The organism is Holdemania sp. 1001095H_141210_F2 (genome assembly GCF_015558105.1).
Classification (GTDB): Bacteria; Bacillota_I; Bacilli_A; order Erysipelotrichales; family Erysipelotrichaceae; genus Holdemania.
The window spans coordinates 27,766-44,040 of the sequence record NZ_JADNPO010000026.1 but is presented as its reverse complement, the minus strand read 5'-3'; the positions used below and the strand labels follow the sequence as shown (position 1 = coordinate 44,040).

12 protein-coding genes and 1 pseudogene are annotated in these 16,275 nt (G+C 50.1%); 3 read left to right on the top strand and 10 right to left on the bottom strand.

What is annotated here, in order from left to right; translation table 11 throughout:
* The 7 genes and pseudogenes from I2G61_RS13125 to pheA form a co-directional block, all read right to left on the bottom strand.
* Positions 1 to 382, bottom strand: a pseudogene (locus tag I2G61_RS13125) (3-deoxy-7-phosphoheptulonate synthase); the annotation flags it as partial.
* A 191-nt stretch (positions 383 to 573) separates the two neighbouring features.
* Positions 574 to 1,839, bottom strand: coding sequence for a shikimate kinase (locus tag I2G61_RS13120; protein ID WP_072684909.1), 1,266 nt, complete (start codon positions 1,837 to 1,839; stop codon positions 574 to 576).
* Entirely contained in the window at positions 1,824 to 2,948 is a 1,125-nt protein-coding gene (aroC, locus tag I2G61_RS13115) for a chorismate synthase (protein WP_072684908.1), read from the bottom strand. The genes I2G61_RS13120 and aroC overlap by 16 nt, the downstream gene beginning before the upstream one ends.
* 109 nt (positions 2,949 to 3,057) lie before the next feature.
* Positions 3,058 to 4,062 carry a 3-dehydroquinate synthase gene (aroB, locus tag I2G61_RS13110; RefSeq protein ID WP_072684907.1) on the bottom strand — a complete coding sequence of 335 codons (1,005 nt, stop codon included), beginning with the start codon at positions 4,060 to 4,062 and terminating at the stop codon, positions 3,058 to 3,060.
* A gap of 305 nt (positions 4,063 to 4,367) precedes the next feature.
* Positions 4,368 to 5,096 (bottom strand): prepilin-type N-terminal cleavage/methylation domain-containing protein, encoded by a 729-nt coding sequence (locus I2G61_RS13105; RefSeq protein WP_072684906.1) that lies wholly within the window; start codon positions 5,094 to 5,096, stop codon positions 4,368 to 4,370.
* Between the two features lie 114 nt (positions 5,097 to 5,210).
* The gene (locus tag I2G61_RS13100) at positions 5,211 to 5,849 is read right to left on the bottom strand and encodes a thioredoxin family protein (RefSeq protein ID WP_072684905.1); all 639 of its coding nucleotides are present in this window, start codon (positions 5,847 to 5,849) and stop codon (positions 5,211 to 5,213) included.
* Positions 5,846 to 6,691, bottom strand: coding sequence for a prephenate dehydratase (gene pheA / locus I2G61_RS13095; protein WP_072684904.1), 846 nt, complete (start codon positions 6,689 to 6,691; stop codon positions 5,846 to 5,848). Before pheA ends, I2G61_RS13100 begins: the two co-directional genes overlap by 4 nt.
* A 93-nt stretch (positions 6,692 to 6,784) precedes the next feature.
* Between pheA and I2G61_RS13090 the strand changes: the two genes are divergently transcribed.
* The 3 genes from I2G61_RS13090 (at position 6,785) to I2G61_RS13080 (ending at position 9,142) form a co-directional block, all read left to right on the top strand.
* Entirely contained in the window at positions 6,785 to 7,345 is a 561-nt protein-coding gene (locus tag I2G61_RS13090; protein WP_072684903.1) for a hypothetical protein, read from the top strand.
* 228 nt (positions 7,346 to 7,573) lie between these two features.
* Positions 7,574 to 8,410 carry a MerR family transcriptional regulator gene (locus I2G61_RS13085; RefSeq protein WP_072684902.1) on the top strand — a complete coding sequence of 279 codons (837 nt, stop codon included), beginning with the start codon at positions 7,574 to 7,576 and terminating at the stop codon, positions 8,408 to 8,410.
* A gap of 273 nt (positions 8,411 to 8,683) precedes the next feature.
* Positions 8,684 to 9,142: a lipoprotein gene (locus I2G61_RS13080; RefSeq protein WP_072684901.1), complete on the top strand. Its 459-nt coding sequence runs from the start codon at positions 8,684 to 8,686 to the stop codon at positions 9,140 to 9,142.
* Positions 9,143 to 9,287: 145 nt separating this feature from the next.
* On the opposite strand, the gene I2G61_RS13075 is transcribed toward I2G61_RS13080, so the two are convergent.
* The 3 genes from I2G61_RS13075 to rmuC form a co-directional block, all read right to left on the bottom strand.
* Positions 9,288 to 9,869, bottom strand: coding sequence for a TetR/AcrR family transcriptional regulator (locus I2G61_RS13075; protein WP_072684900.1), 582 nt, complete (start codon positions 9,867 to 9,869; stop codon positions 9,288 to 9,290).
* Positions 9,862 to 13,854, bottom strand: a complete 3,993-nt coding sequence (locus I2G61_RS13070) for an efflux RND transporter permease subunit (protein WP_195548323.1) — start codon at positions 13,852 to 13,854, stop codon at positions 9,862 to 9,864. The genes I2G61_RS13075 and I2G61_RS13070 overlap by 8 nt, the downstream gene beginning before the upstream one ends.
* A 792-nt stretch (positions 13,855 to 14,646) precedes the next feature.
* Positions 14,647 to 16,131, bottom strand: a complete 1,485-nt coding sequence (gene rmuC / locus I2G61_RS13065) for a DNA recombination protein RmuC (RefSeq protein WP_072684897.1) — start codon at positions 16,129 to 16,131, stop codon at positions 14,647 to 14,649.
* Positions 16,132 to 16,275 lie beyond the last annotated feature (144 nt).

The window sequence follows — 16,275 nt, the reverse complement described above, 5'->3', positions numbered from 1 at the left end:
CTCGCAACATCACGCCGCCGGCGTCTTTGACCTGTTGGGCGATGTCGCAGATCATGGCCTCGCCCTCGACTGAGCAGGGGCCGCCGATCACGGCGATCTTCTCCTGACCGCCGACCTTGACGCCGCTGACGTCGATCACCGAGTCCTGCGGATGGAACATCCGGTTGGCCAGTTTGTATGGAGCGGCAATCCGTGTGACGTCTTCAATCCATTCGTTCGCCATAATCCGCCGCTCATCCAGCTTCGCCGTATCGCCGACCAATCCAAACACGTTGTAATTGGCGCCGGAGATCATGTTGACCTGAACGCCCTGTTTTTCAAAGTTCTGGATCAGCCGGTCGATTTCCGGCTGCGGCGTATTCTTTTTTAATGTGATAATCATGGTTTTATTCCCCCTGTTATTTCAATCTCCATTCGGTCCTTTGATCAAATATAATTCGATCTTTCCATGGTGTGATTCCTTCCATGTCCGTGACCGCTGTTAAGTTTCTCCACTCGTTTTTGCTGTCAGACTTGTTTCTTAGTCCTTCCTTATTCCAATTCAATGAGGGTGGATCCTCACTTTTATTTTAGTTAATTCTGATCAATCAATCCCGTCGTTTCCATCAGCCAGTCCTGCCATAACCGGCGGGCGGTTTCATCAGCGCTGCCGTTGTTTTCGATCTGTTGGTCGCAGGCTGCCCGGTATAAATCAATCCGCTGGTCATAGAGCTGCCGCAGGGCTTCGCGGCTGGAGCTCAGCGGCCGGCTCGGATCGGTTTCCAGCTGATCCAGACTGCGGTCCAAAAAATAAACCTTGCCGCTCTGCCGCAGCCGTCTGACGTTTTCCCAATCCTTGACAATGCCGCCGCCCGTGGCGATAATCTGCCCCGTCTGCAGCGTGACTTCCGCCAGAATTTCCGCTTCGATCTGACGGAACCGAACTTCGCCTTGTTGGGCAAAGAAATCCCGGATCGGCATGCCGATCCGCTCAACGATCCGCTGATCAATATCGACTGCCGGACGGCCGCTGATTTCCGCCATTTTTTTGGCGATCGTGCTTTTGCCGCAGCCCGGCATCCCGATTAAGACAAGATTCATTTTTTCCCGCGCCAGTTCCGCCGTCATGCGCAGAATGGATTTTGGAGCGACCGGCTTGCCGATAAACGCTTCAATCGCCTCGGCGGCCTGCGCCGTTAACATGCTTAATCCCGTCGCTGTCCGACAGCCGCGTTTCTGTGCTTCGACAATCAGGCGGGTTCGATGCGGATTGTAGATCACATCCGCAACGCTTTCCAGCTGAGGGAACCGATCCAGTTCCACGGGAATGCCTTCCTGAGCCGGAAACATGCCGACCGGGCTGGTATTGACGATGACCTGCGCGCCGCTGTGATCGCGGTACGCTTCTTCGTAGGTCAGTGTTTCCGGCGACGGATTGCGCTTGACCTTGACGATCGCCGCCGCGCCTAAATCCTCCAGCACCGCCTGTACGGCCTGCGCCGCCCCGCCGTTGCCTAGCAGGATCACTTTCCGGCCCTGAATTTCAATGCCCGCTTGTTCCAGCATGAACCGACAGCCGTAATAGTCAGTATTTTTGCCGATCAGGCGGCCATGGTCATTGACGATCGTGTTGACGGCCCCGATCCGCCGCGCCCGTTCATCCAGTTCTTCTAAATAAGGAATCACTGCTTTCTTATAGGGGATCGTGACGTTCAGCGCCGCGAAATCCTTGTTTTTCATCCAGGCGTCCAAGTCCTGGGGAGCCACCTCAATCAGCTCGTAAGGATAGCCGCCCAGCGTTTCATGAATCCGTTGGGAATAGCTGTGACCCAGATGTTCGCCGATCAGTCCTCGCCGCATGGCCGTTCTCCTTCCCACCACAGAATGCCGAAGCGCTCAGTCAACAGATCTGCCAGCCCGAAAGCGATCAGACTGTCGACGACGACCCGCGCCCGATGCAGAATCGCCGGATCATGCCGGCCTTCAATTTGCAGCGTCGTCGGTTCGCCGGTTTTCAGATTAACGCTGGGCTGCGGCTTGTAGATCGAAGGGGTCGGCTTAACGACCGTGCGGATGCGCAGCGGCATGCCGTTGGTAATCCCGCCGTTAATCCCGCCGTTATGATTGGTCAGAGTCCGGATATGCCCGTTGTCGATCGTGATGCCGTCGTTGGCTTCGCTGCCCCTTTTTGCGGCAAAGTCGAAACCATCGCCGAATTCCACGCCCTTCACGGCGCCGATGCTGAACAACAGGTGCGCCAGCCGGCTCTCCACCGAATCAAAGAAGGGTTCGCCCACTCCGGCCGGCATGCCGACAACCGCACTTTCCAGAATCCCGCCCATCGAATCGCCCTGGGCCTGAGCCTGTTCGATCCGCTGCTGGATCGCCGTCCGCGTTGAACCGCTCAGACATGCCAGATATTGATCCTCTAAGCCTAGTAGCTGCGCCCGCAGCTCTGCTTCCTCGTCCGCAAACGGAGCGTCCGTTAATTCCTGCATCTGCGCGACATGCGTTCCGACCTCGATGCCTTTCGCTTTCAGCATCTGGAGGAAAATTGCGCCCGCTGCCACTAACGGCGCGGTGATTCGGCCGGAGAAATGACCGCCCCCGCGGTAATCCTGATAGCCCAGATATTTAATCTCGGCCGTGTAATCGGCATGCGAAGGGCGTGGAATATACCGTGTTTTCGAATAATCCTTGCTTCGCATGTTTTCGTTGCGGATAAGAATGCACAGCGGTGTGCCCGTCGTCCGGCCTTCAAAAACGCCGCTGACGATTTCCGGAACGTCTGCTTCCTGCCGCTGAGTCGATATTTTGCCTTTAGGTTTGCGTTTCTCCATCTGCTTGCCCATCCAGGCTTCGTCGATGCGGATGCCCGAAGGCAGACCTTGAATCACGACGCCGATCGCTTCACCGTGGCTTTCGCCGAACAGCGATAGCTCGATACACTGTCCAATCGCACTTTTCATCGTTTGATCTCCTTGTTTTTTCTGGCTTTTTTGTTGTCTTTCCTTGTTCTGCCCTGAACGCAGAACGGCTTATTTTCCTTATATTCTTTTCATTAAAAGAAGTTTTCGATTACAAATATTCTTTGATCTTCTCCGTCGGGATATCTTTTAAATACGCTTCGCCGATCTTCCGCAGCAGCACGATCGTTAACGTTCCGCCGTCGATCTTCTTGTCTTTGGTGATAAAGTCGTAAACCTGTTGGCGGTCGTAGTCGATATCTTCTTTCAGATTCAGTCGCTGATAAATCGGATGCAGCCGTTCGCGGATCGTTTCATCTTTGATCATTTTCATCATGCCCAGCGCAACCGCTTCGCCATGGTACACATCGTGCAGATGGTAATAGCTCTCGATACCGTGGCCGATCGTATGTCCGAAATTCAGGATCCGGCGAACGCCGATTTCCCGTTCGTCAATCTCCACGACCTTCTTTTTCATCATCAGCGACTTGTATAAAATCTTCTCGATGTGCTCCATCGGATCGTCCGTTTCAAACAACTCAAACAACGATTCGTCGCGGATTAAACCGGCTTTCAGCGCCTCGGCCAGACCGTTGTTAATATGCCGCTGCGGCAAAGTGGCCAGTACGTCCGGATCGATCAGTACCATTTTCGGCTGCCAGAACGCGCCGACGCAGTTCTTGATGCCGTCCAGATTGATCGCGACTTTCCCGCCGATGCTGCTGTCAATCTGCGACAGCGTCGTCGTCGGGATGTTGATAAACTCAATCCCCCGCATATACGTCGCGGCGACAAACCCGGACAGATCGCCGATCACTCCGCCGCCTAAAGCGACGATCAGATCTTTGCGGGAAAACCGTTCTTTCAGCATCCGCCTCAGAATCTGTTGATAGACTTCCATACTTTTAGCGCCTTCGCCCTGAATCACACGTTCGACATAGCCCTGAGCGCATTGCGCCAACACGCGCTGGGCATATTCCTCCGGCACCCCCTCGTCCGTCACGATCATCACCTTCCGGTGACCTTCGAGATACTGTCCCACCAGATTCAGAAGTCCCCGCTGAATCAGAATCGGATAGCTCTTGTCTTTGAGATTGACTGTGATTTTTTTCATCATATTAACTTCTCCCCTCTCACACAACCTGCAAAAAAACCGTACAGGCTTATCCTGTACGGTTCAGCATTTCTTTTCGCATTCCCCTTCAGAATTAGCCTGATTTCAAATCAAAACGGGCTAATGTCCAAAGTGAACCAGCCCTCTATCTAAAGGTAAAATAAAAGTAAGAAGAACTCGGATGTTCAATTTTTTCGCAGATATTTTTCAGCATACTCAACACCTCGATGTTTTTACTATATCACAATTCGATTGAAATGCAATCTTTTTCTGAAACTTCAGCTCTTTGTTACAACCTGAGAAAACGATTATTTCACAGATCCCAAATCCAGATAATTAAATTTAACGCCGCTTACTTCCTTTGACGTAATCTTTCCGGTAAAAGTAGTTCCTGAAGAATTGCCGATGGGATTCTGATCTTTATCGTATTCATAGACCACCCCTTGAACTGAATCTCCTACTTTCATATCCGAAATTCCATCAAAAATATAAACGGAATACGTGCCATTGTTATTTTTCATAACGGTGAAATCAAAGTTATCGGCATTTAAACCATATTTCTCCGCGATTCTCTGCTTAAATCCTTTTCCAAAGTTCGGCCCTGTAGAGTCCAGCTGACCGGTTTTATTGCTTCCATAAAATTCACTAACCGCCATTTTCAACATATCTTTGGAATAATTCCCCAGAATCTGTTGTTCTGAACCGCCGTGCTTGGAACAGGTGATTGAAAATTTACTTGGATCCACAGGATCAACCAGAACGGTAATTGTTCCGCCATTAGGACACAGTTTGGTCAAAGGGCCTAACTTTTCTTCAATAGCTTTACTGGCAGATTCCTCATTAAACGGTTTTTCACCTAAAGTATATTCCATGACCATGATTTTATACGCGTTGGCCTGATTGGCGTGGCAAACTGTATCTGACGCCGTTTCGGTAAAACCTGTCAGTTTCGGTACCAGCATCAACATCAAAAGCACTAAAATCGCCACAACGACGATCAATTCAATTAATGTAAACCCCTTTTTCCGCCGTTTCATCGTTTATCCCTGCCTTATCTTGTTTCCGACGATCAACATTGCCGGAACTCCATATTCATTATATCATTACAGCTTCAATAACCGAATCTTTTTGTCTTGTAGAAATCCAGAGTTTTAAGCCGCAGAGGTCAACTTTTTTATCATCTCTGTATAAATTTGTTTCAGCTCTGCCTGTTCCGCTTCGCTCATCGGCGCGACATACGGATCGTGTGAATCAACGGTCGCGATGTGATTGGCCGCGACCCGGCCGTTAACAATCAACGCGACGTCCGGCACATAAAACCCTTCTTCGCCTTCCTCGTCCCTCAGCAGCCAGCCTTCAAAAAGCGTCATGATCTTTTCAATCATCGCTTCCGAGTAATTTTCAGGCTTGCTTGTGTCGACATAATAAACAACTGCGCCGTTTTCCTTGGCCGCTTCATTTAAAACCGGCACTGCTTCGATACACCATGGACAATTCGGCTTGCCGTAATAGATCATGAACGATTCGCCCTGTTCGATTTTTTCCAACGAAGCTTCCAGACTGATTTCAACGAAAGCATTCTGCTCGTCCGCGAAGCCTTCATAAGCGCTCAGGTCTGCGGGCTTGTCGTTCAGCGTCTGATCGGGAGTCGCCATTGGCGAAGACGACGATGTCGGCGTCTGTTCTATTTCCGGCGAAGGCGTAAGGGACGGCATGGGTTTCACTTCCGGCGCACCGGCGCATCCGCTGAGAATCAGCGCGCTCAACAGGATCACAATTTTTCTTCTCATAACAGCTCTCCATTAAACGCCCGTTTGTAGCTGCCCAGAACTTTGACCTCCAGACAATGCTCGCGAACCTCGGCAATCGCTTCCTGCGTCTTTGGCTGAAGCAGACTGCCGTCGAAATCAATATAGAAGCAATACTCAAACATCCGTCCGCGGATCGGCCGGGATTCCAGTTTCAGCATGTTGATGCCCCGCTGAGCGAACACGCGGATGACCTCGTACAACGCGCCCGGTTCATGATTGACCACGAAATACATGCTGATCTTATCTGCCTCCTGGACGGCCTGTACGCCTTTTGCCACGCAGAAAAAACGCGTAGTATTCAGCTGATTATCCTGAACCCGTTCTTTTAATATAGGCAGATGATAATATTCCGCCGCCAGCCAGCTCCCCAGCGCCGCTTTCGACGGATCCTGGCACTGCGCCACATATTCCACGCTTTTCGCCGTATCCTGATAGGTCACCGGTTTGATCCATGGGTGCGCCGCAAAGAAACCGGAACATTGATCAAGCGGTTCCGGATGGGAATAGACCTCGCACAAATCCTCGATTCTGGTTCCCGGCAGACCGATCAGCTGTTCGTCAATCCGCACTAAAATTTCACCGACTGCGAAGATATCGCTATCCTTCAACAAATCATAAGTCCGATAAATAATTCCCGTCGTCGTATTCTCAACCGGCAGCAGCGCGTAATCAATCACGCCGCTTTCCACGTCGGCAATGATGGATTTGAAATTGGTATAATTGCATGCTTCGAATGCTCTGTCCTTAAAAAATTCCTGAACCGCGATCTCACTGAAGGTGCCGTGCGCTCCCTGATATCCCACTTTTATTTGTTTATTCATGTTCATCCTCCGAAGTGGTTTTATTGTATCATACTTTTTTCCGCTGCGAAGTCTGGATTTGAATTGCCTCGTGCTTTTCGCTATAATGAATGCATGAAAAAACAAGCTTCTTCTTTCGACAAAACTGAATTGCTGGGCGGCGTATTATTTCCATTGTTCACGTTATTTCTGATCCTGCGCGACGACCCGCTGAAAACCAATCTGTCCTGGATTGGAAACGGCCTGGGTTATCGCCTGCTGCTCTTGATCTGGGCTGTGGCTGGCGCGCTTGTTTTCCGCGCGATGATCCGTGCGTTGGCAGAAGCCCTCCATGTTTCATTAAAGCCCCGGGAGGATTTAACGTTTCTTCTGATGGTGCTTTCGATGGTCGTGCCTTATCTGCCCGAAACATTTCCTCTTCTGGCGCAGCTGCATATCCTGATCAGCAACCTTGCCTTCATTGCGTTGAATCTCTTAATCCTGCGTGTCTTCTATCAAGGACAAAAACGGCGCTGGTCGTTAGGCCGCCGGGGAATGGAAATGACCGCAGTGATTCTGGTCATCTGCGCTTTGATCTATATGCGCTTTCTCAGCGTCAATTCCCTGCTGGAAATGTTTTATACCACTGCAATGGCCTGGCTGCTGCTCAGGACACGCCGTCAATGCGCCGCTTAGCTTCAGAGAATGAACAAGAAGCTTTTGCGCTCATCGAATGCCAAAGCTCCAGCGTACCCACGCCCTGCATCAGACTCTTTTTGAGTCTTTTTTTATGATGCCAATAAGGGCTGCAGAGTCTGTTGAGGCGGACTGTCTTTGCCGCTGAGCCTTATTCTTGAATCCCATCGAACCTGAAGATTATAATAAAGACAAGCTCAATCTCAGCTATGAAATAAGGTGAATGTTGTGGAAAGCAAAGAATTTTATACCATTACAGAGTTTGCAGAGATGTTTAATCTGACTCGGCAAACATTAATTCATTACGATAAAATCGGTTTATTCAAGCCCGCCCGGATCAATCAAAGCGGCTATCGTATCTATACGCGGGAACAAAAGCCGAAAATGATCGAGATCATGCAGTTGAAAGATTCAGGCATGTCTTTGTCCGACATCATGCGGGTGATGGAAACAAAAAGCGCTGATTCCATTTTATCCATTTTCGATGCGCAAATCGCCAAGCTGGATGAACAAATCGTTCAATTCCAGATGAACAAACTCATTACCCACCACCGGAAAATGTATTATCAATCATTATTTGGAAAATATGAACTCAATAAAATATTTATAAGTGAAGAAAAAGAGAGAACCGCATTTTACGCACCTTTCGATTTATCCCTGGACGAGGATCCGATGATCGACGCGGCCTACCGCCGGTGCGTAGAATTAACACTTCAGTATGCGAACGTCCAGTTTCAGGGCTGCGGGATCGTATTCCGGAAAGGCGCATGTCACAGCGACGATCCTTACCGCGGTAGCGGTGTCTTCTTCATGATCGACAATCTTTCTGCCGATCATCCGAATCTGATTACGCTTCCCGGAGGGTTAAAGATTAAAAAATATTTCTATGGCAATCCCGGACAGTTTGATCTTATCTGCGACGTCATGCATTATATTGCGGACCATCATTACGAAGTAACCGGCAGTCTGGTTTTTCATAATATCGTTGAAAATCATTATATCGTCGGCAAAAATGATTTAAGCCTTCTGGAAGTCCCGGTTCGAAAACTTGATTTTGAAAAATAAGACGCACATACTTATAAGCGTTGCGCCTGCAAGCAGTACAGCCCTTTTACGGCTGTACTTTTTTATCGGCAGCAGTTCATTTTAGAAAAAAAACTTGTTCAAAGTGATGTCAGCCTGACAGAAAGGCCGCTTCGATATCCGAGACCTGGAAAAAAAGATTCAGTAAACTTGATTATTCAAAATTTAACAAATTGAAATAACTTGACTGTATTGCAGCAATACAGTTTATCGTAAAAAGCACAGGATGCTTATAAGCATAGGAGGTAACAGACAATGAAAAAATATTTATCCTTGTTCTTAGTCTTGGCGTTGCTTGCAGGATGCAGTGCACCTGCGGAAAAAGAGCCGGCAAAAACGGCAGAAACAACGCCAGCCGCAGAAACCAATGAAACGGAAAAGGAAATGACGACGCACGGAACGTATATCGTGAATAATACGACAGGCGAAACAATTACTGAACTGTATATTTACAAGACCGGTTCAGAAGACAAAGGCAAGAATTACGCTGAAGGCGGTCTTGCGGATGGACAGAGTGTGACGATTGAAGTCGAAGCGGAAAAAGAGGAAGCCGAAGGTTATGCACAGACTTTGGAATTTATCAACGAGAGCGGACATGTTGAAAATAACTTCCAGACACTTCATCTTGAAGACGTCACCATCAACCTGCTTGCGGAAGGAGCGGACGCTTACACGTCGGCAACGCCGTTCCAGTTTGTCACTGGCGCTAATTAAGTTTTTATCCGGTAATGAAAAAGAAGCGGAAATTTACAGGTTGGCTGTACTCTTCCGCTTCTTTTTTTATTGTCCTTTACAGCTTTTATGATCTCTTTTTTTAAAGCCTTGTCTGTCGATTTCTCATTTTCGCATTGATTTTCCGCTAAGACAACGCTTCCCGCAAGCTCTGACAGGCATAATCTGCGGCCTGGGCAGCGGTAATTTTCAACTGCGGGTTAGTGATCTGGAAGCAATATGCCTGCATGACGCCGATCAACACAAAGCGCTGGTATTCCCGCGGCCGCTGCGGCTGAATCCATCCGTCACCCTGCGCCTGATCCAGCAATAAATCAATCAAACGAATCATCTGGCGCATAATATTTTCCATCGTTTCTTCACTGACATATTGTTTTAGTTCCCGCTTGCCGACGCTGGACAGCAGCGTCTGAAACGGCGAAAACTGGCTCAGCGCTTTTTCCATCGCCGCCAGGATCTGACGGAAGCCGGCCTCGAAGCCCTGATCGAATTGAAGCAGGCCGCAGAAGCTGTCGAATTCCTTATGGAACGTATACAACAACGTTTCCCGGATAATTTCCTCTTTTGAAGAAAAGTATTCGTAACAGGTGCCCTTGCCGATCCCGCTGGCTTCGGCAATTTCCGAAACCTTCAGCTCATTGAGCGAGCGGCCCTGCTGAACCAGGCTGATCACGCCGAGATAGACCTGAATCTTTTTCTCCTCACTCATGCGCCGGTTCTGCCTTTGCTTTTTTGCGGTCCTTGCGGCGGCTTGTCACTTCGATCATGATTGGCACGACAAACAGCGTCAGCACCGTGGAATAAGTCAGACCGCCGATCGTGACGATCGCCATGCCCTGCATCATATCGCTGCCGGTGCCGATTCCCAGCGCCATCGTCGTCATTGCCAGAATCGTCGTCAGCGCTGTCATCAAAATCGGACGCAGGCGGGTCCGGCCGGTTTCAATGATCGCTTCGCGGGTGGCATAGCCCTGTTCCTTCAGCTGGTTGGCATAGTCGATAAAGACGATGCCGTTGTTGACGACGACGCCGCACAGCACCAGAAAGCCCAGCATCGCGACGATGCTCAATTCCTGACCGGTGATCAACAGGCCCAGGAAACCGCCGGTAAAGGCCAGCGGAATCGTAAACATGACGATAAACGGCGATAACAGGCTCTGGAACTGAGCGACCATGATCATGTAGATGAACGCGATCGCCAACAGAATCATCTGGATCATCGTGACCATCGTTTCCATAATCGTCTCATTTTCACCGCTGAATTCCAAGCTCACCGACTCCGGCAGTCCGCTGGTATCCAGCTGCTTCTGTACTTCCCGGCTGACGATTGTTACGTTGTAGCCCTCCTTGATCGTGCCGCTGACGTTGACGAAGCGGCGGGAGTTCTCGCGGTAAATGCTGTTCATGCCGGTGCCGTTTTCAATGTCGGCAATCCGCCACAGTTCAACTTCCTTTTCTTCCTGATTTTCAGTTCCCTTCAGCTTCATGTCCTGCAGGTTATCCAGCTGGGTTAAGGAAGCGGCGTCCTGGACGATGACGACGGGATAGTCCTTGTCCTGAATCGCCAGGGTCGTGCTGGTCGTTTCTTCTTTGATACTGGAAGCGACGCTCTGATAAACCTGCGCTACGGTCAGGCCGTATTTCATCGCTTCGTTTTTATCGACGATGACGCGGACTTCCTTGACCGGATCCTGCTGGCCGTCGTCCACAACGTCGATGCCGTCGATCTGCTTCAGCTGATTGCCGATCTGGATTGCGGCCTCCTGCAGTTCGTCCAGATCATCGCCATACAGCGTCATCGCGACGCCGCTGCCGCCCAGCACGCTTAAATCCATATTGCTTGTGGAAACTGCCGCATCAACAGGCAGATCCGCCAGAACCTGCGGGATTTCCGCTTCCATTGTTTTCGTATTCGCTTTTTCTTCCGTGATGATATAGAAAGTCGTGGAGGTATTGCCGCCCCCGCCCATCATCGTGGACAGGCCGCTGCCGCCGCTGGTAACACCGACGGTTTCGACGCCTTCCACCTGCATCAGCCGTTCCATGACCTGATCGTACATCGCGAAGCATTCCTGATCGGAAGCCTCCTCATTCTGCATCGTTACGCTGACCGACATCTGGCCGGAATCCATTGACGGAATCAGCGTCATCCCCATGTTCATAACGCCGATCGTACTGAAAATCAACAACGCGATGACGCCGCCCATGACGATCAGCTTGTGACCCAGCGACCATTTCAACAGCCCGGTATATCCGCTGACCAGCTTCTCAAAGAAGCCGTGCTTCTTTTCATTCTGCTTTTTCAGCATTTTGCTGGCAAGCATCGGCACCAAAGTTAAGGCGACGATCAGTGAGGCGAGCAGCGAGTAAGCGATCGTCAGCCCCATATCGACGAACAGCTGACGGGCCAGACCGGTCGCAAACACAATCGGCAAGAAGACGCAGACCGTCGTCAGCGTCGAAGCGATGATCGCTCCGGCAACCTGTTTGGCGCCTTCAATCGCCGCGTCGATCAAGCCGACGCCCTCGTTGCGCATCCGGTAGATGTTTTCAATAACAACAACGGAGTTGTCGACAAGCATCCCGACGCCTAACGCCAGGCCGGACAGCGAGATGATGTTCAACGTCACGCCGCTGAAATACATCAGCACCATCGCGAACATCAGCGAGATCGGAATGCTGAGGGCGATGATCACCGTCGGCTTGAGATCGCGCAGGAATAAGATCAGAACGATAATCGCCAGAATGGCGCCGTACAGGAAATTCTCCAGAACGGAATTGACGATCATGTCGATATAGACGCCCTGATCCATCAGGGTTGAAAAATGCAGACCTTCATACTGCATGCCCAGCTTGTCAAAGGTTTTATGCAGGGCTTTGCAGACGTCCGCGGTCGAGGCGGTCGAGCTTTTCTGGAAGGAAAGCATGATGCCCGGATTGCCGTTGACACGGGTATATAATTCTTCGCTGTTATCAACGATCTGGACGCTGGCCAGATCCTTCAGCCGGACTTCTTCCAGCCCGTCGATATCCATTGACATAAGAAGCAGATTTTCCACTTCTTCCAGAGAAGCGAACTGATCCCCGACCTTGATCAGCAGCGAATCGTCATTGGAGGCGATATAACCGGCCGGCATCGAGAAGTTCTCCGCCGTCAGCATCGTCGAGATCATGCTCGGCGAAAGGGCTTCGGAAATATTCGCTTTTTTCAACGCTTCATCACGTGCGTCGGCAATCTGTTTCAAGCCGTCCTCAATCTGCGTCTTAGCGGATTCCAGCGTTGTCTTGGTCGTGGAGATCGTCATTTCGCCCTTGGTGATCTCACCGGCCGCGGTCAATTTGCCGGATTCCAGCTTGGACTGCAGACTGTTGAGGTCGGAAACGTCGATCCCGGCTTTTGTCAGCATACTGCTGGCCGCCTGCTTCACGCCTTCAGCCGTCGCGATTTCGATTTCAACATTGCTTAACTTGACCTTCGCATCGTCGTACTTTCCTACCATCTCTTTCATGGCGTCTAAATTGGACGAAAGCGCATTTAAAGGGGTTAAAATTTGATCTATAGTTGCTACAGCGTTTGACAAAGCGGCTTTAACCTCTCCATAATTTGTTATTTTAGTCAAATCAACTTTAAATTGGCTTAAAATGAAAGTTATTTCCTCAGGTAATGGCTGATCAGCTAACGAAGTATCATCTGATATTTCATTAATAAGAATTTGATAGTTTGCAAGTGCATCTTTACTTTGTGTCAACATAGCAATTTTTGCAGGCAAACTTTCTAGATATTCTATTAATTCCTCATTTGTAGCATCTGGATTATCCGGAACCTGTGTTCTTAACTGATCCACGCCGCTGACGATCTGTTCAAAGGCTGCCTTCTCTGCTTTCAGCTGGATGATCTGCGAATCCATCGCGATCAGGTTCGTCGCCGCCTGCTGCAGCTGGACGGAAGACTGCGCCAGCTTGTCATAGGTTTCATTTTTTGTACTGGACAATTCGGATTCCCCGTCGGCGATTTTCTGCAGACCGTCGTTGACCTCCTGCAGCTTTTCCCGCAGCTCCCGCTCCGACTTGGCCAGCTCGGAATCAACGCTGTCCAGCACCTTGTTGTTGATCTGGTCGATCTTGTCATGATCGAGCACGATCTGCACGGTTTCTTCCAATAAACCGGTTGGATCGACCGATGCGACACCCTTGGTCTTCTCCAGCTCCGGCACGACCTTCTCATTGACAAAGTCGCTCAATCCCTGCAGGTCATGACTATCATAATCTGCCGTCGCCATCATGATCGGCATCATGTTCGGGTTGATCGCCATCAGCGTCGGACTGGAAATCGTTTCGTCCAGATAGCCCTTCACCAGATCGATCTTGGCGTTCAGATCGAGCATCGCCGTGTCCATGTTGGTATCGTCGGCAAACTCCAGAATAATTAACGATAAATTGTCCGAAGAAATCGAACTCATATTCGACAGGTTTTCTGTCGTGCTGACGGCGGATTCCAAAATCCGGGTCAGACTGGTTTCTACTTTTTCGGCGCTGGCCCCCGGATAGGTCGAATAGATGACGACATAGGGCAGCTCCATTTCGGGCAAGAGGTCAGTTGTTGAATTCATAAATGAAATCACGCCCAATAACAGGCACATAACCACGCCCACAATTACAGTATAGGGTTTTTTAACACTAAACTTAGAAAACATAGGCCTCTCCTTTTATCCGACCGACTGGTCGGTCACTTCGCTATTGTATTCCTTTCCGCTTAAAAATACAATCAACAAACAGGAGAAATTATCGTTTTCCAGAGCTTTCCAACCAGTCTTTCTTACACAATGACCTTTGCTTCTGATCGTAACGAACAGAAACAAATTTATCCAGAAGTCGGATCCGATGCAATTTTCCGTTTTCTCTTCCGTTCGGCTCAAACTGCGCAGTAAAAAAGGATTCAGGCACATCTTGCAAGCAGGAAAATCCTTTTCGAATGCGGCCTGATTTGCCAAGCTGGAGAATGATTTTCAATGATCTCCGCTTATTTCAAAGACAGCCATGATCAGATTTGCGTCTTTTCATTATTGAAGCCTCAGAAAGTACGCATGCCTGTACTGCACGTTTACATTCTTCATCAAGGTATTCGCAGGTAAAGAAATATCATTTTCCGATCTTTTAACGAGGCGGCGATACCTTCTGTAAAGCAGTCCATGAACCTGAAGTCCGTTGTCCTTTTTCCTTACATGCCAGAATATCCAATTTCTCATCACAAGAAAAAGAAGCGTCGATTTCTTCCGTTCTTACTCAGTTCAGGGCAGGCATGGAATTTCCATACAAAAAAACAGGCAGAATAATGTGTTATCTAACGCTTCATCCTGCCTGCCTTTTTGATCGTTGTCCAAATTCGAGTAAGAACCGCGCTTCCCTCTGCGCTTCTTTTCTGGTTTCTGACTTCAAGTTTCCTTGCCTATCAAAACTCTGGGAATTGATTTAAATGCTTAACTGACTCAGGCTTCGACCGGATTGTCGTCCTCGGTATTCGCCTCCAGCAGCTGTGCCGATTGGGTCGGATCCAGCTTATCGACTGCCTTCAGTTTACGCTGAATCATCCGCGTGCGCGTGCCGACAAGCTTGTCAAGTTCATTATTCGCCTGATTCAGCCGCTGCTGGGTCATCGCCAGCACATCGTGGAACTTGTCGAATTCGGTTTTTACCGCGCCCAGAATTGTCCAGACCTCGCTGCTGCGCTTCTGGATTGCCAGCGTCCTGAAGCCCATCTGTAAGCTGTTGAGCAGCGCCGCCATCGTGCTGGGTCCGGCGATGTTGATGCGGTAATCCCGCTGCAGCGTTTCGACCAGTCCGCGGTTAACGACTTCGGCATATAAGCCCTCAAAGGGCAGAAACAGGATCGCGAAATCGGTCGTGTAGGGAGGCTCGATATATTTATCGTGAATGTCCTTGGCGAACGAGCGGATCCGCTGCGACAGTACGTTGACCGCCTGCGTCACCGCTTCCTGATTGCCTGAATCATAGGCGTCCTGCAGATTGGCGTAAGCGTCCGCCGGGAATTTGGAGTCGATCGGCAGCCAGACCGGCTGATCATCATCGCCCGGCAGTCTGATCGCAAACTCGACGACGTTTTTGCTTCCCGGCACCGTTGCGACGTTGGTGGCATATTGTTCCGGCGACAGAATTTCTTCGAGGATTGCGCCCAGCTGGATTTCCCCGACGATGCCGCGGGCCTTGACGTTGGACAGCACTTTTTTCAGATCGCCGACGCCGACCGCCAGCGTCTGCATTTCTCCCAACCCCTTATAGACCTGTTCCAGACGGTCGTTCACCAACTGGAACGACTGCGTCATTTTGTCTTCCAGCGTCTTCTGCAGTTTTTCATCAACGGTCTGACGCATTTCATCCAGCCGGCGGTTGTTGTCCTGCTGGATCGCAGTAAGCTGCTTTTCTATCGTCTGGCGCATGTTTTCCAGTTTTTGTTCGTTGCCGGTTTCAAAGGTTTTCAAACGGTTTTCCAACACGCTGAACTGGTTGGCCATCGCGGTGTTGAGCGTATTCTGCTTCTCTGAGAGCGACTGGCTGATCTCGGAGAACTTCCGGCTTTGCAGCTCGGAAATCTGCTGCTGATTGGAGCTTAGCAGCGCGCTTAAAGATTGCAGCATTTCACGCTGGGCCGCCTGCTGCTGCAAAACGCTGTGATTCATCGCGTCCAGCTTCTGACTTTCCGCCTGAAAAGCAGTCTGCTGATTGGCGCTCAGCATTTCACCGACCAGCCGCACGGCATTCTGCGCGCCATCGACGATTTCCTGCCGGCTCTGCCGGTCCTGTTCCGCCAGCGTTGTCTGCAGCACAGTCAGTTTCTTATCGAAATCCTGCGCTTCAAGCTTTGCCAGTCGGCGGTTGAGGGCGGTCAGCTGAATCCCGCAGAATAACGCCAATCCGGCGGCGATGGCTGCCAGAATGAATATCCCTGTTTCCATGTTTGTTTCCCCCACTTTCTCATGCAAACTGCCGGGCTTCGCCGGCAGCTTTCTGATCTTAATTATACACAAAACGCAGTTTGAAAACCACTGTGGTGGCGGAACTTTAATCTTTCACCACAATTAAAATTCCGGTTTCAGCCC